At 35.4% G+C, this 21262-nt stretch carries 15 protein-coding genes; 7 read left to right on the forward strand and 8 right to left on the reverse strand.

Going from position 1 to position 21262, the window contains the following annotated elements:
* Positions 1 to 9: 9 nt before the first annotated feature.
* Genes M2373_RS02920 through M2373_RS02935 form a run of 4 tightly spaced genes read right to left on the reverse strand, consistent with a single transcriptional unit; the run spans position 10 to position 6849 of the window.
* Positions 10 to 1470, reverse strand: coding sequence for a glycoside hydrolase family 30 beta sandwich domain-containing protein (locus M2373_RS02920; protein ID WP_259107268.1), 1461 nt, complete (start codon positions 1468 to 1470; stop codon positions 10 to 12).
* 23 nt (positions 1471 to 1493) lie between these two features.
* Positions 1494 to 2360 (reverse strand): hypothetical protein, encoded by an 867-nt coding sequence (locus tag M2373_RS02925; protein WP_259107270.1) that lies wholly within the window; start codon positions 2358 to 2360, stop codon positions 1494 to 1496.
* 17 nt (positions 2361 to 2377) lie between these two features.
* On the reverse strand, positions 2378 to 3928 hold the full coding sequence (locus M2373_RS02930; protein ID WP_259107273.1) for a RagB/SusD family nutrient uptake outer membrane protein: 1551 nt from the start codon (positions 3926 to 3928) through the stop codon (positions 2378 to 2380).
* An 11-nt stretch (positions 3929 to 3939) separates the two neighbouring features.
* Complete coding sequence (locus tag M2373_RS02935) at positions 3940 to 6849, reverse strand: TonB-dependent receptor (RefSeq protein ID WP_259107276.1); 2910 nt, start codon at positions 6847 to 6849, stop codon at positions 3940 to 3942.
* A gap of 252 nt (positions 6850 to 7101) precedes the next feature.
* On the opposite strand from M2373_RS02935, the gene M2373_RS02940 reads away from it, so the two are divergent.
* The 5 genes from M2373_RS02940 (at position 7102) to M2373_RS02960 (ending at position 12443) form a co-directional block, all read left to right on the forward strand.
* Positions 7102 to 8214: a sugar MFS transporter gene (locus M2373_RS02940; protein WP_259107279.1), complete on the forward strand. Its 1113-nt coding sequence runs from the start codon at positions 7102 to 7104 to the stop codon at positions 8212 to 8214.
* 23 nt (positions 8215 to 8237) lie between these two features.
* On the forward strand, positions 8238 to 9026 hold the full coding sequence (locus tag M2373_RS02945; protein ID WP_259107281.1) for an NrtR DNA-binding winged helix domain-containing protein: 789 nt from the start codon (positions 8238 to 8240) through the stop codon (positions 9024 to 9026).
* 129 nt (positions 9027 to 9155) lie between these two features.
* A complete protein-coding gene (locus M2373_RS02950) occupies positions 9156 to 10334 on the forward strand; it encodes an acyl-CoA dehydrogenase family protein (RefSeq protein ID WP_259107283.1) in 1179 nt (392 codons plus the stop codon).
* Between the two features lie 161 nt (positions 10335 to 10495).
* Complete coding sequence (locus tag M2373_RS02955; protein ID WP_259107286.1) at positions 10496 to 11155, forward strand: lipase family protein; 660 nt, start codon at positions 10496 to 10498, stop codon at positions 11153 to 11155.
* On the forward strand, positions 11148 to 12443 hold the full coding sequence (locus M2373_RS02960; protein WP_259107288.1) for a T9SS type A sorting domain-containing protein: 1296 nt from the start codon (positions 11148 to 11150) through the stop codon (positions 12441 to 12443). The genes M2373_RS02955 and M2373_RS02960 overlap by 8 nt, the downstream gene beginning before the upstream one ends.
* Positions 12444 to 12495: 52 nt before the next feature.
* On the opposite strand, the gene M2373_RS02965 is transcribed toward M2373_RS02960, so the two are convergent.
* From M2373_RS02965 to rsmG, 4 genes are all read right to left on the reverse strand, one after another.
* Positions 12496 to 15189: a PD-(D/E)XK nuclease family protein gene (locus tag M2373_RS02965; protein ID WP_259107291.1), complete on the reverse strand. Its 2694-nt coding sequence runs from the start codon at positions 15187 to 15189 to the stop codon at positions 12496 to 12498.
* Complete coding sequence (locus tag M2373_RS02970; protein ID WP_259107295.1) at positions 15186 to 15665, reverse strand: DUF922 domain-containing protein; 480 nt, start codon at positions 15663 to 15665, stop codon at positions 15186 to 15188. Before M2373_RS02970 ends, M2373_RS02965 begins: the two co-directional genes overlap by 4 nt.
* 60 nt (positions 15666 to 15725) lie before the next feature.
* Positions 15726 to 16133, reverse strand: coding sequence for a hypothetical protein (locus tag M2373_RS02975; RefSeq protein WP_259107298.1), 408 nt, complete (start codon positions 16131 to 16133; stop codon positions 15726 to 15728).
* 62 nt (positions 16134 to 16195) lie between these two features.
* The gene (gene rsmG / locus M2373_RS02980; RefSeq protein WP_259107301.1) at positions 16196 to 16831 is read right to left on the reverse strand and encodes a 16S rRNA (guanine(527)-N(7))-methyltransferase RsmG; all 636 of its coding nucleotides are present in this window, start codon (positions 16829 to 16831) and stop codon (positions 16196 to 16198) included.
* 176 nt (positions 16832 to 17007) lie between these two features.
* Here rsmG and M2373_RS02985 point away from each other — a divergent pair, with 176 nt between their 5' ends.
* Both M2373_RS02985 and M2373_RS02990 read left to right on the forward strand, forming a co-directional pair.
* Entirely contained in the window at positions 17008 to 18201 is a 1194-nt protein-coding gene (locus M2373_RS02985; RefSeq protein WP_259107304.1) for a pyridoxal phosphate-dependent aminotransferase, read from the forward strand.
* A gap of 8 nt (positions 18202 to 18209) precedes the next feature.
* Complete coding sequence (locus M2373_RS02990) at positions 18210 to 21149, forward strand: pitrilysin family protein (RefSeq protein WP_259107306.1); 2940 nt, start codon at positions 18210 to 18212, stop codon at positions 21147 to 21149.
* The last annotated feature ends 113 nt before the right edge of the window (positions 21150 to 21262 follow it).

Here is a 21262-nt window from a genome sequence, read left to right on the forward strand (position 1 = left end):
GATTTTATTTTAAAAAATATAAGTCGCTGTTGAGCTTCCTGAAATCGTTACAGGAGCTGTTTTCTGATTATATTTAATCGTAAATGTTTTATCTGTGGAATTGCTGTTCTGAACGATCAGAACTGTTTTTCCTGCAGGTGTTTTGAAAGCAACGGTAGAAAGATTACCACCTTGTGTAGAAGCAATTCTCTGAGAATTGACAGGTACAAATTTCGAAGCATGAGCAATAATATAATAGGCCACATTTTTGTCATAGCCTGTTGCTCCATTTACAGTGATTGCACCCTTACATTGTGTACAGCCACCCGGTGTATGAGGTCCAAACGACGCGTCATTCGCTACATTCCACTCCAATGCTGTCTTACTCCAGTTTCTCATCGACCCAATAATAACGTTTTTCACGTGCCAATCCAAATCTCCGCCGAAATTTCCTGTAGAGCTTGTCCATTGTTCCGTGAAATACAGGTTCTTATTCGGAAACAGATTATGAACATTACTTAAAGCCGAAATATCCCCTGCATATAAATGGAAAGCAGATCCGTCAACATATGGGTTTGCCGCTGTATCATTTAAAATAGCCAAAGGATACGCCGGGTTATCACAGTTGTGATCATAAGCAATGATTTTTGTATTGATACTGGCAGCCTGAAAAGCAGGCCCCAAGCTGTTTTTAATAAAATTTGCCTGGTCTGTAGACGACATATACATACTGGGATTATTTCCCGGATGCAACGGTTCGTTTTGAGGAGTAACAGCATCAATTTTAATTCCCTGCGCCTGCATTGCCTGAATATATTTTACAAAATATTGGGCATATACATTATAATATTCGGTTTTTAAGCTTCCTCCAACACTATTTTCATTGGTTTTCATCCAGACAGGTGCTGTCCATGGAGTCGCCAGAATTTTAATATTCGGATTAATAGCCAAAATATCTTTTAACATCTGAATCACTGCCTGATCCTTAGTCAGACTGAATTGTGAAAGAGTAAGATCTTTTTGACCAGCCGGCATATCATTATAAGTAAATACCTCACTGTTAAGATCTGATGCTCCGATGCTGATTCTTAAATAATTGACTCCAATTCCCGAACTGCTGAAAAGATCATTCAACAACTCCTGTTTTTTAGTAGTATTAAGGTGATTAATCACTTCCACACTTCCTCCTGTCAGCGTATATCCAAAACCATCAACGGTCTGAAAAATCTGCGAAGCATCAATTTCAATGGTTGTTCCTGAATTTGCCGTATTAGAAAAGTTAGCAGAAGACTGCTGTTGAAGTTTTATCGACTGGTCTCCTTTTGTCAGCCAGACTTGTATCGGATCACCAGTAGCATTTCCGTTTCCTGAATTTTCATTATTGGAAACATCTGCAGCACTGCTGCAGTTAAGGTTCAAAAAAGAAAGAAGCGCTACACCGCAAAGTGCAGCACTTCTAAGTACGAAACTATATGAATTGTGAAATTTCATATCAAAATTAATGGTGGAAAAGATTAAGTAGTTTTTCTTAGTTCAACTTTATCAACACTTAAGCTATTTACTGTTTTTCCTCCACATTTGATGACTAAATAAACAGTTCCGGTAGCTGTCGCTGTATAAACTCCGCCGTTTTTACTGCTATTACAGCCTATCGTTGAAACTTTTCCTCCAAATGCTGTTTTACCACATCCATCCCAAGTATTGATATTTCGGTAAACAGTTCCGGTGACATCATTTCCTGGCGCGGGTAAACTATTTAACATATAAACCTCAAACCAGGTATCTTCCAAAGCAGTTGCTGAAGAAGCTACCATATCTATTGAATATTTCTGTCCTGCTACAACATTTACCGCCTGATAAAAAGCCTGCTGATTACTATTTGAAGCAACAATCGTAGCCTTTCCGTTAGCAAAAACCCATTGTGCACCTGTAGAGCTGATAGGAAGGATTGTCCATTTTGCAATTTCATCAGGAGTATCAAATCTTCCTCCCTGAATGATATTTCCTGCAACCGGATCCGCAGTGGGAACAACAATAGTTTGATTAGCTGTTCCTGCAACCTGCCCTCCAATACCTACTGTATTACGCTGAATGGTGTATGTTCCTGCATCGGGAAAAAAGATGTCAATTTCATTTTTACCATTATTAAAACCATCATAATCGATATTCCACTGAGAATTAATAAAATTGATATTATTATCATTTACAGCTTTTAGATGATATCTGTTTTCACTTGTTTTTGTCACTGTGAAAGAAGCATCTGCCGTAGCTGTTTGAGTAAGACCATTTCCCTCATCATCAATGGTATCCGGGGTACAACTTGCCAAGAAAAATACCGCAGCGCTAAGTAGTAAGCCTTTGTTAATATATTTAGTTATCATGTTTAAAAAATTATTTATTAGTATCCAGGGTTTTGTTTTAAAGCAGTGTTGGTCAATTCATTAAAAGGAATTGGAAGAATTTCATTTTTCCCTGAAGTAAATCCCCTTGAGCCTAGTTTAGCCGGAGCATCTCCCCATCTTACCAAATCAAACCATCTGTGACCTTCTCCTGCCAATTCTCTTCTTCGCTCATCTTTAATTGCCTGCATAGAAACAGGAACTGACGTTAGCCCCACTCTGCTTCTTACCGCATCCAGTAATGCCTGAGCTCTTGCTCCTGAACCACCTAAAGCCTCCGCTTCCATTAAATACGTATCTGCTAACCTAATGGCGATATAGTTTTGACGAAAGTTCAATTCAATAGCTCCCGGTAAGGTAGTCTCATCCGTCGTTCTTGGCAGGTACTTATTTAAGAAATATCCTGTATCTCTAAATCCTGGAGAATAGGTAACTTTACCTTCCTGTACTAATACTTTGGCATTGAAAATGGTAGCATTTAAACGAGGATCTCCCTGCATAAAGTTGAATAAATCATCGGTTACCGGATTGAATCCCCATCCTTTGTGAATACTTGGAGCATCATTAATAGCCGGAGGGGGTAAGGTTACTTTACCGTAAGAAACAATTCCCACCATCTGATTTACAGAATTCCCTTCATCTTTTCCTGTCCCCCAGAATCCCCAGTCTGCATTACTTCCATTGGTATGCATAACCTCAAGGATAGATTCTGTAGTAAATTTGTTATCAACAACCCATAAACTGGCGAAATTATCTACTAATTTATATCCATACTGGCTTGTTCCTCCCGGAGTTCCGTTTACCATTTCGAACTGAGCAGCAGCTAAGCTGTACTTTTTATCGTATAAATAAATTTTTCCTAAAATAGCACGTGCTGAACCTTGTGTAAGTCTTCCAATCTGACTTTTATTATTCGGATCAATCGATATAGGAAGGTCTGCAATGGACGCAAGAATATCCCCTTCTATCTGAGTATAAACATCTTCAGGTTTAGCCTGAGGAATATTATAATAATCATCATTATATTTAATCGGCTTTAAAATTAAAGGTATATTTTTGAATACTCTAAGTAATTCAAAATAATATAATGATCTTAAAACTTTAGCTTCAGCGATAAATCTGTTTCTCGTCTGATCATTCATAGTAGCTGCAGGAATTTTTTCAAGCAAAATATTCGCTTTAGCAATTCCCTGATAATAATCTTTCCAGTAACTTGCCGGCATAATCACCGGGTTGATACTGTAATTTGAAAATCCCTGGATTCCGGCACCATCAGAAGAGTTTCCTCCTCCGGAATAGAAATCATCAGAAGCTCCGTTAAAGAAAGTGACCATATTCTCAAAACCTCCGGAGTATTTTCTTAACATATCATAAGTAGCTACCAAACCAGAAAATGACTGTTCTTCATTCTGAAAATAAGTACTTTCATCAAAAGTTCCTGTGTTTTGAACATCTTCAAGATTACTGTTGCTACAAGAAACTGCTCCGAAACCAACTCCCGCAAGCATTAAAACAGCAACACTTTTATATATAAATCTATTATTTTTCATTTTTTCTTTAATTAAAATTGAACATTAGCACCGAAAAGGAAAGTTCTTGCCTGTGGATAGAAGGCTCTGTCAATACCAAAAGTGTCAGATCCTGCAATTTCAGGATCATAACCTGTATATTTGGTGAATGTTACAAGGTTTTCTCCTGTTACGTAGAATCTTATTTTAGAAGCTCCAATTGCTTTGGCTGTATCTTTAGAAAGCGTATATCCAATCTGAACTAATTTAATACGTAAATAATCTCCTTTTTGAAGATAATAATCCGACATTCTTGTGTAGTTCTGATTTGGATCATCTTTTGTAACTCTTGCCATTGTATTTGTACTTCCTTCTCCAGTCCAACGATCTAAAATTGCTGTCTGATAGTTGGCCTCAGGAATATCAAGTCTTCTTAATCCCTGAAAAACTTTATTTCCTGCCTGCCCTTGAGCAAATACCATAAGATCAAAATTCTTATAATTCATGTTTAAAGTGAACCCAAAAGTATATTTCGGTACAGAATTACCTAGATTGATATAGTCATTTTCATCAATTTTACCATCTCCGTTAGCATCTAAACGCTTAAAATCTCCCGGTTTTGCATTGGGTTGAATTAAAGCCCCGTTTGAATTTCTATATGCATCGACTTCCGCTTGGTTTTGGAAAACTCCTAAATTCTGGAAACCATAAAAAGAACCATAAGACTGGCCAACCTGTAGTCTGGAAACAGTACCTAATGTCTGAAAAGAAGCAAAGTTTACATATTCTTTATTAGCTTCAAGACGGGTAATTTCATTTTTCAAATATCCGAAGTTACCATTTGCTGATATCCCGAAATCTCCCCAGTTCTTTTTGTATCCAAGACTTACTTCAATACCGTCATTATTCATGTCCCCTATATTTCTCCAAGGGTCATTGATCAGACCTAGATAACCAGGTAAAGCAATTCTTCTAAGAATGTCTGTACTTTTCTTTCTGTACACATCTACACTTAGATCGAAATTTTTAAAGATCTTAAGATCTGCCGCAATGTTAAGCTGTGATGTTCTTTCCCACTTAAGATCCGGGTTTTCTAATGTACTTGGTGCATATCCTACACGAACGATATTATCTCCAAAAGTATAGTTGCTCCCTGCTACAAAGAAATTGGCATACTGGAAATCATCAATCGCATCATTTCCTAAAACACCGTATCCTCCTCTTAATTTAAAGCTGCTAATCACTTTATTTTCCGGCCAGAAGCTTTCGTTAGATACATTCCATCCTAATGACATTGCAGGGAAAGTTCCCCAATGATTGGCCGGAGCAAATTTTGAAGTTCCATCTCTACGAACGGTACCTGTGAAAAGGTATCTGTTATCATAATCATACACTACTCTTGCAAAATAAGACGCTTTGTGGGTTTCCTTTCCATCTCCCGCATTGGTGGATTTATCTGTTGCGGCAATATCAAAGTTAAAGGAAGCTTCTCTCCAATCGTTCGTTGGAAGATTTTTATAGGTCGTGTTTTGCCAGTTAGAAATATTATACTCGTAATATCCCTGCCCTAACAAAACACTTAAATTATGTTTACCAAATCTATTCTGATAGGTAAGGGTATTTTCTGTATTCCATTCAAATTTCTTTTGAACTTCACGAAATAAGCTATTGATGTTAGTAGAGTTAGCCGAACTTAAATAGGACTGTGGAGTAAATGCCTGATTGCCCCAATAAGACAATTTACCATTGACCGTTGATTTAAAATTTAAATGTTTATTGATCTTTAAATCTCCAAAAACATTTGCCACAATATCATCAGACCATCTGTACCTTCCTCTTTGTGTTTCCTGAAATGCTAAAGGGTTGGTCATTTCTTTACTTACCCAGTGAGAAATTCCGTAAGGGTTTCCATTAGGATCTCTTACAATATTCGCATTGTTAGTGTAATCACTTGGGAAAGGCTGGCTTGCAATATCTGTTACGACAACAGGTGTTGTCGGATCTAGGTTAATGGCAGAACTTAATGGACCTCCAAATTCGTTATTGTCATTAATTCCCTGTGCTTTTACATGAGTGTAAGCAAAAGTTTGTCCTATGGTTAAAAAATCGAATACTTTATGAGTTGAATTAAATCTGGCATTAATTCTTTTATAATTTGAAATATCTCTCAATACAATACCCTCCTGATCATAATAGCCGAATGAAGTATAGAATGTAGATTTATCATTTCCGCCGTTGATACTGAACTCATGAGACTGGCGCTGTGCACTGTTGAAAATCTGCTTCTGCCAATCGGTTCCGGTTCCCAAAGAGCTTGGATTTGCAAACATCGGAGCATGACCGTCATTTACATTGGCCTCGTTCATGATGGTGGCATATTGTGATGCATTCAGAAGATCAAGCTTTCTTGAAGCACTTCCTACCCCAAAGAAACCGTTGTAAGAAAGATTCATTCTGCCCTTCGCTCCTTTTTTCGTTGTAATTAAAATTACCCCTTTTGCTGCAGAAACACCATAAATAGCAGCTGAAGCACCATCTTTCAGAATTTCCATTCCTTCGATGTCAGATTGATTCAGCCATCCGATATTGTCTACTACAATACCGTCTACTACCCAAAGCGGATCGTTACTTCCGGCTCCAAAACTGGTAATACCACGAACCCTTACGGTAGGAGCAGCTCCGGGTTGCCCGGAATTTGACACTACTGATACCCCCGCCGCTCTTCCTTGAAGAACTTGCTCCGGTCTACCTGCTACGGGAGAGTTTTCTATATCGGAAGCCTTCACACTTGAAATTGCTCCGGTTACATTACTCTTCTTTTGAGTACCGTACCCAATCATCACCACTTCTTCAATTTGGTTCTCTTTCGGAAGGGTGTCATTGGCCTTTTGTTGGGCACTGAAATTTGCAGTAAAATAAAGCACTGCAACCATTCCCAGACTTCTAGATATTCTTACATTCATATACAGTTAGTTTTTTAATTCTCAAATTGAGACAATAAAAATATATTTTTTTTTAAATAATTAACATTGTATTAATAATTATTTTAATATTTCGTTTATTTTTGGGGGTTGAAAGGCATAAATTTTATCTAAATTAACATAAAATTTTACTAAAAATCAATAAAAATAATCCCCAAAATGAATAGCAAGCTCTCCAATATTTCCCTTCCGCTACGACTTACCTTTCTAATTTTTTCGATGGTCTTAAACTGTATGGGCATTATAATATTGCAACTTTCAGAGGCAAAAATAACGTACGAAAAGCTGGGATTTTTAGAGTCTTTTAAAGATATTCCCATTGCTTTTATTTCACTTTTTGCCGTTAATTTCATCAGCAAAACAGGAACTAAAAAATCTCTTATCTCGGCTGTTTCTATTGTGGGAATTTGCTCTGCAATTTTACCATTTGTTGAAGTTTTTTGGTTTTATAAACTCTGGTTTGCCATCGTAGGAGCATGTTTTGCGATCGGAAAAATCTGTGTTTTTGGAATTATCAGAAGTAATATTTCGGACGAAAAATCTCTTGCGAAGACCATGAATAGCGTTGAAGCATCTTTTATGATCGGAATTTTTGTGGTAAATACCATTTTTGGATGGTTGATCTCCAGCAGATTTTCAGAATTCTGGAAATATGGCTTTTTATTTATTTCGGTCTTATCCATATTCACCATTATTTTATTTCTCAGAACCCCCATAAATGAACCTGAAAAAAATGAAAGCAAAGGACTTATCGCAGATCTTTCAGGTTTTGTCAATACTTCTGTATTAGTTTTTTTAGGCGTCATTTTCTTTATTGTTTTTCTTGAACAAAGCTTTAATTCGTGGTTGCCTTCATTTTATAAAAACCATTTGAAAGTCAATTCATTCTTTGCACTCCAGGCATCATCATTTCTGGCCCTTTTTTCTTATGTCGGACGTACCATAACCGCAAATATCATTCACAGGTTTTCTTTATCCAGATACTACACTATATGTTTAGGTTTTATCATACTTGTGTTAGCTATTATTTTAGGTATACAGTATTTTGATTCGGATGATTCGAAAGCACTTTTATATTTATTCCCTGTTATCGGTTTATTTTTATCACCGCTCTACCCTGTCATCAATTCAAAAATGATCGCTAAAATTGATCGGGAAAAAGCCAATCTTTTTACTTCCCTTATTGTTATTTTTTCTTCCTTAGGAAGCTCTTTAAGTTCTATTATCATGTCACTATTATTCGGAAAACAGCTGATTAATTACTATCCATTATATATTTTACTCGCTGTAATTGTGATATTTACAATAAGTTTAATATATTTTCGGCTTGTCAGGAAAAACATTTAGAAAATAATTTTATTTTTACTCCCATGAAAATCGAGGACACAAAAAACAAACAATCACTTCAGGAACTTATTGATACAAAAGATTTTGTAGCACACGTATCTGTTGACTGCACAATCTTTGGTTTTCATGATAACATCCTGAAAATCTTACTTTTAAAATACCACGATCTGAATTTATGGTCTCTGCCCGGCGGATTTGTATTTAACGATGAAGATCTTCGCGAAGCCGCTGCCCGTGTTTTACATGAAAGAACACATCTTAAAGATATTTTCCTGAAACAGTTTCATACTTTCGGTAGAATTGACAGAACTGAGAATAATGTTCACCAGATACTGCTTAATAACAAAGGAATTGAAATTCCTAAAGACCATTGGATTTTCCAGCGATTTATCACTGTTGGGTACTGCAGTCTGATCGATTTTTCTCTTGCCAATACCTTTCCGGATGCTTTTAACGAAACCTGCGAATGGTTTGAAGTCAGCAATCTTCCTCAAATGGCATTTGACCATGACCGAATCATTGAAACCGGTCTGGAATATCTCAGAATGAATATCAATACTGAAGTAGCAGCGAGCAATCTTCTGCCTGAAAAATTTACCATGAAGGATCTTCAGTCTCTTTACGAAACCATTTTAGGTCAAAAGTTCAGAAGAAACAATTTCCAGCGTAAAATATTAAGCTTAAACATCTTAGACAGGCTTGAAAAACTTTATGACGGTTCTGCCAACAAAGCACCTTATTTGTATAAATTCACCAATAAAGTTCATAATTCGACCAACCAGTATCCGATCTCTAATGACGAGGAATCTTAAATTCAGGTTTTAGAATCGCACTCAAAACATTTCGAATCACATTCCATTGAAAATCAATACATAAGCTGATTTCAAAAAAAATTTCTTAAACACCACGAAAAGTACTATTTTTAGCTAAATCAAAAAATCATGTCATATTATCCTCTTACCAGCATTCCCGACTATTTCGGAATTGATGCTTTACTTACCGAAGAACATAAACTTATTCGCCAATCAATAAGAGACTGGGTAGAAAGTTTTGTAATGCCTCAAATTGATCAGGCTGCACAAAATCATACTGATATTCCAAACCTGATGAGAGAATTGGGAAAAGTGGGAGCTCTTGGTCCGTATATTCCGGTTGAGTATGGAGGTTCGGGTCTGGATCAGATTTCTTACGGTCTGATTATGCAGGAACTGGAAAGAGGTGATTCTGCAGTACGATCTGCAGCATCTGTGCAAAGTTCTCTGGTGATGTTTCCGATCAATGAATTTGGTTCTGAGGAACAGAAAAAGAAATATTTACCTCAATTAGCTTCTGGAGAAATGATTGGTTCTTTTGGATTAACAGAGCCCAATCATGGTTCTGATCCGGGGTCTATGGAAACCTATTTTAAAGATATGGGTGATCATTATCTTTTAAACGGAGCCAAAATGTGGATCACAAATTCTCCTTTATGCGATATTGCTGTTGTATGGGCAAAAAATGAAGACGGAAAAGTTCAGGGATTAATTGTTGAAAGAGGAATGGAAGGCTTTACAACCCCTGAAACTCATAATAAATGGAGCTTAAGAGCTTCAAAAACAGGAGAATTGGTATTTAATGATGTAAAAGTTCCGAAAGAGAATCTACTTCCGGGAGTAACAGGATTAAAAGGCCCTTTATCGTGTTTGAATTCAGCCAGATACGGAATTTCATGGGGTGTAATCGGTGCTGCAATTGATTGCTACTGTACTGCTGTTCAGTATTCTAAAGAAAGAAAGCAATTTGGAAAACCAATCGGTTCTTATCAGTTACAACAGAAAAAATTAGCAGAATTTTTAACAGAAATTACTAAGGCTCAATTACTTTGCCTTCAGTTAGGGACACTTAAAAATGATCATAAAGCAACGCCTGCACAAATTTCAATGGCGAAAAGAAACAATGTAAAAATGGCTATCGATATCGCAAGAGAGTCCCGTCAGATACTTGGCGGAATGGGTATCATGGGTGAATTCCCGATGATGCGGCATGCTGCCAATCTTGAATCGGTAATTACTTATGAAGGAACTCACGATGTTCATTTATTGATTACAGGATTAGATATTACAGGTATCAATGCCTTCTAAAAAAGACAAAATATTTGCATATAGTGAAGCCTGATCAGATTGACCAGGCTTTTTTCATACTCAAAATCAATAAATTATATTCAATGAATAATTATTAATCATTCAACATAGTGTGAGTTGTACTAAAAAAATATAATTTAAACATACAAAAAATACAAGCAATGAAAAAAATAACAACTCTACTGTTAGGGCTATCAGCACCTTTTTATTTCGCACAGCAATCCGGAGATATTGCCAGTTTTGAACAAAAACTTAATCTTACACCTCAAGGTCTGGTAAATTTTATTTCAAATAATCTTGGAGAGCAAAACACCCCAGATTTTGCAAATTATCTGAATAGTTTTAATGTAGGCTTAAAAGCATACAAAATAACCTATTACACCAAAAACGAAAAGAACATATTGGTAAAAGCAACAGGCCTGCTAATGTACCCTAATGTAGATTATAAACTCTCTACTGTAGTTTCCGAGCACGGGACCACCGACAGCCGGGAAAATGTTCCGTCAAACCTTAAAGGTACTTTGACCGCCGGATTTGTGGTAGAACTTTCCTATGTACTCAACGGCTATATTTTAATGGCTCCCGACTATGTGGGTATGGGTTCCGGTGAAGGAATTCATCCTTATGTACACTATCCTACAGAAGCCAGTGCAACTATTGATTTTGTAACTGCTGCCAATAAAATTCTTGCCCAATTAAACATAAAACGTTACGATGAATACTTTCTTACCGGCTATTCTCAGGGAGCACACGCTGCAATGTCTACGTTGAAAAAATTGAATATTTCAAATCCCACCAATCTAAAGTTCAAGTATGCTTAGTATGGGAGACGGACCTTATGATTTTTCAGGAGTGACACTTCAGAAAGGAGTTATAGAAAAAGATGTTTATCCTTTTACTTCTTTTATTGCGAATGTGGTCAATACCTGTAACAATACAGGTTATAAAACGTATACCAACAGCATTTCAGAGGTAATCTCCACAGAATATCTGGATAAATACAATTACCATGTTATTCAGGATAACGGAGGCTTACTTTGGGGACCGTTTCTCTGGAGAAAACTTTTCACCACGAATTTTATAAATGATGTTACCAATAATCAAAACAATAATCTGAGACAGTGCCTGAAAACAAGTGATGTCTACGATTGGTATAACAAAACTCCCATGACATTAGGACATTCTACCATTGATCTTGCTATTCCACCTGAAAATACGTCAAAAACAATTGATACCCAACGTGGATATTATCCATGGTGGGATTTAAATAAATATAAACTTGAGGCTTTCTATTGGGGACCTTTAGGCCATGTTGGAGGAATTATTCCATTTGTAATGGCTTCTAATGCTAAATTTAACACATTGAGAAGTGGTGGTTTATTTAATGAATGGGCGGCTTTAACTTCAAAAATACCAGATAATCAACAAAAAACAAGCCCACTTTATTCGTCACAGATTAAACTAAATTTACATAATCTGGAATTAAAAGAAATTGTAGATTTCAATACCGAAAAACAGACCCGGAAGTCGGTCACAAATAACAACTTATCGAATTTAAAAGATGGAGTTTATTTATTAAAAGTATCCGACAACAATTCAGAAAAACTAATTCCTTACATCAAAAATACTCCCAATGCAATTACAGAAAAGGAAATTGTAAAATCTGATAATAATAATATTCTCACCTTAAAACTTGATGAAAATGAATTAACTCAGATAAATATTTTCGATGAGAATAAAAATTTAATTAAAACTATTTCTCGCGAAGATTATAAAAAAGATGAGGGAATTAATTTAAAAATAATTGATAATCAAAACAATATATTCGAAATTATAACTCCTTATTACAGCCTTCAGTTTAATAAAAAGTCTGAGAACCTGACTCGTCTCAATGAAAGAACAGAAATATTCAGTAAAAACAAACAGATCTTTATCATTGCAAAAGACAGTTTAAAAGACATTGCTATTTACAGTATATCAGGAAGTTTAATAGAAAAAACTGAAATAAAAAAAAATCATTTTGAATCCAAAACTCTGGAATCAGGAATCTATGTTGTACAGGTCACCAATAATAACGGGAAAATTGTAAGTAAAAAAGTAAAAATCTAAAAAACCATTCTTCATAATCAAAAAGCACTTCAGAAATGGAGTGCTTTTAACTTTAATAGGCAAAAGACTTTATATTTTCTATGAAATTAACATTCGGGTTTAAAATTTCCTGAATAAGACTTTTAATAGATTTCATCGCATCATCTATAGTTCCTTTGTCAAACTGCAGCGAAACAACTCCCTTTTTAGCTTCAGCAAAACTCCAGATTCCTGTTTCTATCGGAAGTCCCCAAAATTCAGGAAGGTTCTGGACAACATACTGATAAATACAAAGCTGCAAAGCCTGCTTCCTGTCGCTGTTAAAGAAGTACTCGTCCACATTATCTGCATCTATTTTTACCATAAGATTTTTGATCTTGGCTGTTTTATAATCGATAATTCTTAATGTCCCGTTAAGCCTGTCAATTCGGTCAATGAATCCAAAAAAGGAAATTTTATCATTTTCTTCAAGGTAAAAATCTACATTCTCAAACCGTTTTTCAATATCCAGAATCTCTAACTTATTTCCGTTTTTCACCAAATCAAGATCATGATTAAGGATGTTTTCAATAACTTTTTTTGCAATAGCCTTATGAATATAGTTCATCCCTTTTTCATAAAACTCGGGTTGATGTTTCAGCTTATCAATGGCCACTTCTATATAATAATCTATTGCTTTAATTGATTCTTTTAAATCACTTTCTTTTAATACCTTACCTTTTAACACCTCATATACTTCTTGAAGAGTATAATGCACTAAGTTTCCATAATTTTTCACTGATAACTCTTCCTCAATCTCATCTGTCTCGGAAGTCTTAAGAATCTTGGAAAGATAAAAATCAATGGGGTTATAGAGGTAACTGGTAAGATGGGAAGCCGATACTTTTTCTTTCCATTTTTGAAGCCGTTCTAAAACGATATCCGTTTTTGAAATCTCTATGGGTTGCGTGATAATCGGTTCAGAAGAATTCTCAATAATCAAATGCTCGATCGGGTGAGAACTTTCCATTTCAATCTGAGTGATAAATCTGCTTTTTTCTCCGGTGTTTACTCCGGAACTTAACGCATTGAAAAGTAAATGTACATTTTTTGAATCCTGAATCAGGCGGTAAAAATGGTAGGCATAAATACTGTCATTTTCCAAAAAAGTATGAAGATCAAAAAACCTTCTGATATCAAAAGGAATATAAGTATTCTGAGAGTTTCCTAAAGGTAATTTACCTTCATTAACAGAAAGCATGATCACATTTTCAAAATTCAGAAGACGGGTTTCCAAAAGTCCCATAATCTGCAGACCCCGGAGCGGTTCACCCTGAAAATCAATACTTTCAGAATTAATATACTGATTAATCAGAATCTCCAGTGTTTCCATTTTAATCTCAAACTGGTAAGGCGAAAGCTGATTTTTGATTACCTTAAATGCATTCTCGAAATGAGAAACATTTTCGTATTGAATATCATCTATTTCCAGCCACTTGATATCTTTACAAAAATCTATTAATGAATCAAGATATACGTTTGTAGATTCAGCTTTTTGAAGCAGATTATAATAAGAGAGTCCGGCTAATAGTTCATGCAACAGCTTTTTTGAAATATAAACAATATTCCGTTCTTCTATTTTGGATTTAAACTGAGCAATAACCTCTTCATCTTCAGCTGATTTAGGAAGCTCTTCAAGAATTGGAAAAATATCCCGGTAATAGTAGGAGGATTTATTTTTTTCCAATTGTTTCTGTAGGTAAAATAACTGTTTTACAGCATTAGAAAAAGAAAGATTTTTCAAAGGAAAACCCATTGTAATATTCAGATTCCGAACATCATACATAACATCCAGACTGGCAGGCAAAAGATTTTCATCCAGCAAGACGACTGCTGTATTGGAATAGGTTTTATTTTCAATTTCTTTAAAAATCTCAGGCAGAACTTTTGCCTGGGTTATGTTTCCTGAAACTTCATAAACTTTTATATTTTTAGGCTGGTTAAAATCATCTTCAATCCATTGAAAATCCCGAACATCATTAAATTCTTTCCATGTTTTATGATTTCTTAGAAACTTTCCGGCTTCCTGTCTTTCATCATCAAAATAATAATGATCTGCCTGAAAAAAGCATTGTGCTTTATCCCACTGCAAAAGACTTCTGACCAGCTTTTCCTCTACAGGTGTAAAGGCATTAAATCCACAAAACACAAAGTTTTCTTTTGTATTCTTCGCAAAATCAACAATCTTCTTTTTGGCAGATTCATGAATCATTCCCGAAGTCGCCCAATTTTTTTCCTGTAATTTCTGTTTTAGAACAGGTAGAAAAACATTCATATTCTGCCAGAAATTAATGAATTTTTTTCTTGGCACGTCATCATCTTCGCCAAGATCCTGTGCCCATTCTTTTATCCTCTCCTCATCAAACATGTACTGTAACACGAGCTGATCATTGTCTGAAAACTTCAAAATATCGTCCCAATCCTTTTGTAAAGTCGGAAACCACTTTAAAAATTCAGCAAAATCATCATTAGGAATAAGATGAAGACTTTTATATACGTCAAATGCAAAAAGCCACAGAGAAATCCCCTGAATCGGTTGCTTGTCAGCAATCTCATCAATTAATTCTTCAATCGTAAAAAAACTCGGAAGAAATCCCGAATATTGATGTTCCTCTAAAATCTGTCTTATGAAAACAATAGGTCGCTTACCGGGTAGAACGATATTAAATTCTGAAAGATCAGAATTCTGGGTAAGCAATTCGTTGATAATTTTATTGAGGAACTTCAAGAGGTTTTATAGCTTTTAAAATTTTCTAATTCTTGCGAAATAAGAGCATTATACTCTGCCTGTTTTTCTTTATTATTTCCATGATTGGTTTCTTTATCATAAGAAATCTGGAAACTGCGGTATTCATTCATAATCCGGTTATAAATGCCTTTAAAATTCTTATCGTAATCTCCTGACGTTTTTATTTTTTCAGCGACTTCTTTTCTTAATTTTCTGGAAAAAACTTCTGCTATATCAAAATGTTTCTGCTCATGATTCAAAACATAATCATCGATTCTTTTCACATCCTTCCAGGACTTATCAATATTGAAAATGGTCTGAATATCAATTTTTACAGGTGATTTAGGATTGGTAGATTTTACTACGGTATATTCCCAGCCACAATGCGTGTAAGCTACCACATCAGGATTGCTTTTCCTGTTGACAGGACTTTGAAAATTATCCCAGGTAAGCTTCTGATCTTCTTTCCAAATCATTTTTTGAGAAAACAACACGTTAGTAATCAGAAAACAAGATATAAAAAACAGTCTTATCATTTATTCAACTACAATTGTTTTGGTGATCCAGTTATTTCCACCATTCCAGAATTTAAATGTATAGGTGCCTTTCTGCTGCGGACTAAAATTGATCTGATTCGTTCCTGTATAATTTCCCTGTACACATGGTCCGTTGGAAATATATTTATAAGAAGTAACTGTTCTTGTCAGGTTGTCGTTATGAATATAGTCATACCCATAAAAGCCTTCACAATGAGACGAATAGGTAGAATAAGTCCTGATACTCTGCACCGTAAAAACATCCATTGTATCATTAACAATTTTCACACTGTCAATTTTAATTTTATCAATAGATTCTATGGTACGATAATCGTCATCGTCATTACAAGAAATAAAAAATAATCCTAAAACTATTGCAGAAAAACCAAGGTGGAAAAACTTTTTCATAACTACACAAATTTTGATTATTACTATAATTTAAGCAAAAATTATTCCTTAATTATGTTAAATTAAGAATTAAAATTACCTTTCGATACATAAACTACTTTTTTAGTATCAAAAAACTCTTCATCAAAATAGTTTTTAAGACTGTAAATTTCACATTTAAGTCCGGCAAGCTCTTCTGCAAGGTCACCACCCTTTAAATATAAAATTCCGTTATGTTTGGGATTAAACTGTTCTTTTTCAAATTTACCTTTCAGCCATCTCAAAAATTCCGGCATCTGCGTTACCGCTCTGCTTACAATAAAATGGAATTTCTCTTTCAGTTTTTCTGCTCTTCCGTGGATAGCCGTCAGATTAGTTAAACCTACTCCTTCTGCAACAGCATTAACAACTGTAATTTTTTTACCGATAGAATCTATTAAAGTAAATTCTGATTCGGGGAATAAAATAGCCAGTGGAATTCCCGGAAAACCACCACCGGTTCCAATATCCAGAATTTTAGTTCCCGGAGCAAACTCCATCACTTTTGCGACTCCCAGAGAGTGTAAAATATGTTTTTCATATAAAGACTCCATATCTTTTCTGGAAATAACATTGATTTTTTCGTTCCATTCGTTGTAAAGATCTTCCAACTTATTGAACTGTTCTATCTGTTTTTCTGTAAGATCGGGAAAGTATTTTAGTAGTAACGTTGTAGACATGTGAATTATTATAATCTGCAAAAATAAGTTTTATTTCATATTTATTCAATTTTTGGTTTAAAAAGGATAGAAGTTAGAATCTTAAGCCAGAAGTTACCACTGTTGATGTTTAGCACTTCAAAAATTTTCCAACGATTGGTTTTTTTATATATTTGTTTAATATACAAAAATACTACATGGACAAACTTTCAGATAGAGTAAAAAGATTGGGCTTCTCGCAAACATTTGTAATGTCTAACAAGGCTAGAGAGATGAAGGCTAAAGGAATAAACGTCATCAGTTTAACGCTTGGAGAACCCGATTTCGATGTTCCGGACAATATTAAACAGTCAGCTTTTGATGCCATTAATCAAAACTACAGCCACTACTCCCCTGTCCCGGGATTCCTGGAACTTCGCGAAGCAATCGCCAATAAATTAAAAAGAGATAATAATTTAGAATATAAACCCACACAGATTTGTGTTTCCAACGGTGCAAAACAGGCTATCATCAATGTGCTTGCAGCCCTCCTTAATGATGGTGACGAAGTATTGCTTCCGGCTCCTTATTGGGTAAGCTACGACGAAATGGTAAAAATGATGGGCGGAAATTCTGTAATCCTTCCAACCTCTTATGTTACCGATTTCAAAGTAACTGCCGAACAGCTTGAGGAAGCGATTACCGATAAAACGAAAGCGATTCTTTTCAGTTCTCCATGTAATCCTTCAGGAGGATATTATACATTTGATGAATTAAAATCAATCGCTAAAGTAGTTGCCAAATACCCTCATGTAACTATCATTTCTGATGAAATCTACGAATACATCAACTACGAAACAAAAACAACTTCTATCGCTCAGTTTCCTGAAGTTTATGAACAAACCGCTGTTATCAATGGTATGTCGAAAGCTTTCGCGATGACAGGCTGGAGAATCGGATATTCCGCATGCCCGGAATGGCTGGCAAAAGCATGTGAAAAAATTCAGGGACAAATGACAAGCGGTGCCAACACAGTGGCTCAAAGAGCTTCTATCACTGCTTTACAGGCCGATCCTTCTGAATACAAATACATGATTGACGCTTTCAAAAAAAGAAGAGATCTTGTGTATGATTTAATGAAAGAAATTCCTGGTTTTAAAGTACTGTTACCCAAAGCTGCATTTTATTTCTTCCCTGATATTTCTTATTATTTAGGTAAAACATTAAACGGAACAGAAATTAAAGATTCTGACGATTTCGCTATGTTTATTCTCGAAAATGCCCATGTAGGATGTGTCGGTGGTGTTTCTTTCGGAAGCCCGGAATGTATCCGCTTTTCTTATGCAGCTTCGGAAGAAGAATTAAAAGAAGCAATGAGGAGAATAAAAGAATTGCTGGCAAACGTAAAATAAAAATACAAATGAACTTTTTAAAGAAAATTACCATTGCAACAAGCATTGCTGCGGCAAGTTTTGTTGGGAATGCGTATGGTCAGAACTTCCAGTGGAAAGAAGCACAATCTAATGGTTATACTTATAAATACGTAACCAATGATCCTACTTCCGCAAGATATTACACGCTTAAAAACGGATTGACTGTAATTTTAAGTCCAACTAATAAAGACCCTAGGATACAGACCTATATTGCGACAAAAGCAGGAAGCAAAACAGATCCGGCAGACCATACCGGACTGGCTCACTATCTTGAGCATATGCTTTTTAAAGGAACAGATCAATTCGGATCAAAAGACTGGTCGAAAGAAAAGCCTTTGCTGGACCAGATTGATGCTCTTTATGAGAAATATAACAAAACAACAGACGAATCCAAAAGAAAACAGATCTATAAAGAAATAGACCGTGTTTCCGGAGAAGCTGCCAAATATGCTATTGCCAACGAATATGACAAAATGTTGGCTGGAATGGGAGCAGACGGTACCAACGCCTTCACTTCATTTGAGCAGACCGTATATACAGAAGATATTCCTTCTAATGTAGTTGACAAATTTTTGGCCGTTCAGGCTGAAAGATTCAGACAGCCGGTACTGAGACTTTTTCATACAGAGCTTGAAGCCGTTTATGAAGAGAAAAACAGATCTCTTGATGACGATGGCGATAAAGTTTTTGATATGATGTTTGCTAATCTTTTTCCTAATAACAACTATGGAAAACAAACTACCATAGGGACTATTGAGCATTTGAAAAACCCTTCTTTAAATGCTATCAGAGAATATTTCAACAACTATTATGTTCCCAACAATATGGGAATCATCATGTCCGGAGATTTTAATCCTGATGAAGTTATTGCAAAAATAGACAAGGCTTTTTCTTATATGAAATCAAAACCTGTCCCTACCTATAATGTTGGGCAGGAAAAACCTATTACAACTCCTGTTGTAAAGGAAGTTACAGGTCCTAATCCGGAGAGCTTAATGATTGGATTCAGATTTCCCGGCGCTACTACAAAAGACGCAAGACTCTTAAATCTGGTAGGAAATATGCTGGCTAACGGACAGGCAGGACTTATCGATCTTGATTTAGTAAAAAAACAGAAGTTACTCGGCGCTTATGCCTTTCCTTATTTATTAAAAGATTATTCTGTCCTTTTGTTGCAGGGTAAACCTACTGAAGGACAATCCTTAGATGATGTAAAAAATCTTTTACTTCAGGAAATTGATAAATTAAGAAAAGGAGAATTTTCCGATGATCTTATTCAATCTATCGTCAATAACGAAAAGAAGGCTATTATTCAAAAAGACGAAAAATATTCTTCAAGAGCCGGTATTCTGATGGATGAGTTCACTTCTGACATCGATCATAAAACGTCATTAGAATACGTGGATGAAATCTCTAAGCTTACCAAAAAAGACATCATGGATTTCGCTGCCAGATATCTTCAAAACAACAATTATGTTGCGGTTTACAAAAGAAAAGGAGAAGATAAAAGCATTGTAAAAGTTGATAAACCTACCATTACTCCGGTTTCTGTCAACAGAGAAGATCAGTCTCCGTTTTTAAAGAAAATTGACGAAATGCCGGAAAATGCCATTGCTCCTGTTTGGCTGAACTTCGACAAAGATATTTCTAAAAATAAATTAGGAAATGTAGAGGTGCTTTCTGTAAAAAATACAGACAATGCTCTTTTCAGATTATATTATTATTTTGACTCAGGAAAATGGAATAACAAAATTCTTCCTTTGGCTACAGAATATCTTGAATACCTGGGAACAAAAAATAAATCTTCAGAAGCCATCAGTAAAGAATTTTACAAACTTGCTTCCAGTTTTAATGTAAGTGCTGGAAATGAGGAAACGTATGTTTCTTTGGAAGGTTTAAACGAAAACTTTGACAAAACCGTCGCTTTATTTGAAGATTTAATTAAAAACTCCCAAGCTGACAATGAAGCACTGAATGCTTATAAAGCAAGACTGAAAAAATCCCGTGCTGATGCTAAACAAAACAAAGGCATTATCATGGCAGGACTTAGAAGCTATGCGCAATACGGCGCACAAAATCCTTTTAATAATGTCTTAAGCGATGCCGAACTGGATGCTCTGAAGGCAGAAGACTTAATCAATGTTCTTCATGATTTGTTTAACCATAAACATAAAGTACTGTACTATGGTCCCAAATCAGGTACTGAAGTCGTTGCTTCCCTTACTCCAATTCATAAACTTCCGGGATCTTTGAAAGAATGGTCTAAAACAAAAACATTCACACAAATCCCAACAGATAAAAACAAAGTTTTATTTGCTCACTATGACATGGTTCAGGCCGAGGCTTTATGGGTCAGAAATGCTGATCAGTACAATTCTTCTATCACACCTACCGCCAATCTTTTCAACACTTATTTCGGAGGTGGTATGGGATCAATAGTTTTTCAGACTATCCGGGAATCCAAAGCTCTTGCTTATTCTACATACTCTTATTTTTCTCTTCCTTCTAAAAAAGAGGATAAAGATATGATTATCTCTTATGTAGGAACTCAGGCAGATAAATTCGGAGAGGCTACTACCGCTATGAATGAACTCTTAATGAGTCTTCCAAAATCTGACCAGCTGTTTGAAACCGCAAAAAGCGGATTGAAAAAAACAATTGCTTCAGAAAGAATTACACAGGACGGGATTATATTCACTTATCTGAAAGCCCAAAGGCTCGGAAATAATTCTGACATAAGAAAAAATGTATATGAACAGGCTCCTAAGCTTTCTTTCGGTGATATAAATACTTTCCACGACAAAGAAATGAAAGGCAAAAATTACACCTATTGTGTAGTTGCTTCTCAGGATAAAGTAAAAGAATCTGAAATGCAAAAATTGGGCGAGGTAAAAAAGCTCAGCTTACAGGAAATATTCGGTTACTAAAAATACTTAAAAAGCTCTGGAATCAGAGCTTTTATCTTTGATATTGACCAAAACAATTATAGATTTTATTTATCGATATCAACTTGTTTGATAGACGGAATATTTCTATATTT

The sequence above is a fragment of the Chryseobacterium sp. JUb7 genome (assembly GCF_024806495.1).
Lineage (GTDB): Bacteria > Bacteroidota > Bacteroidia > Flavobacteriales > Weeksellaceae > Chryseobacterium.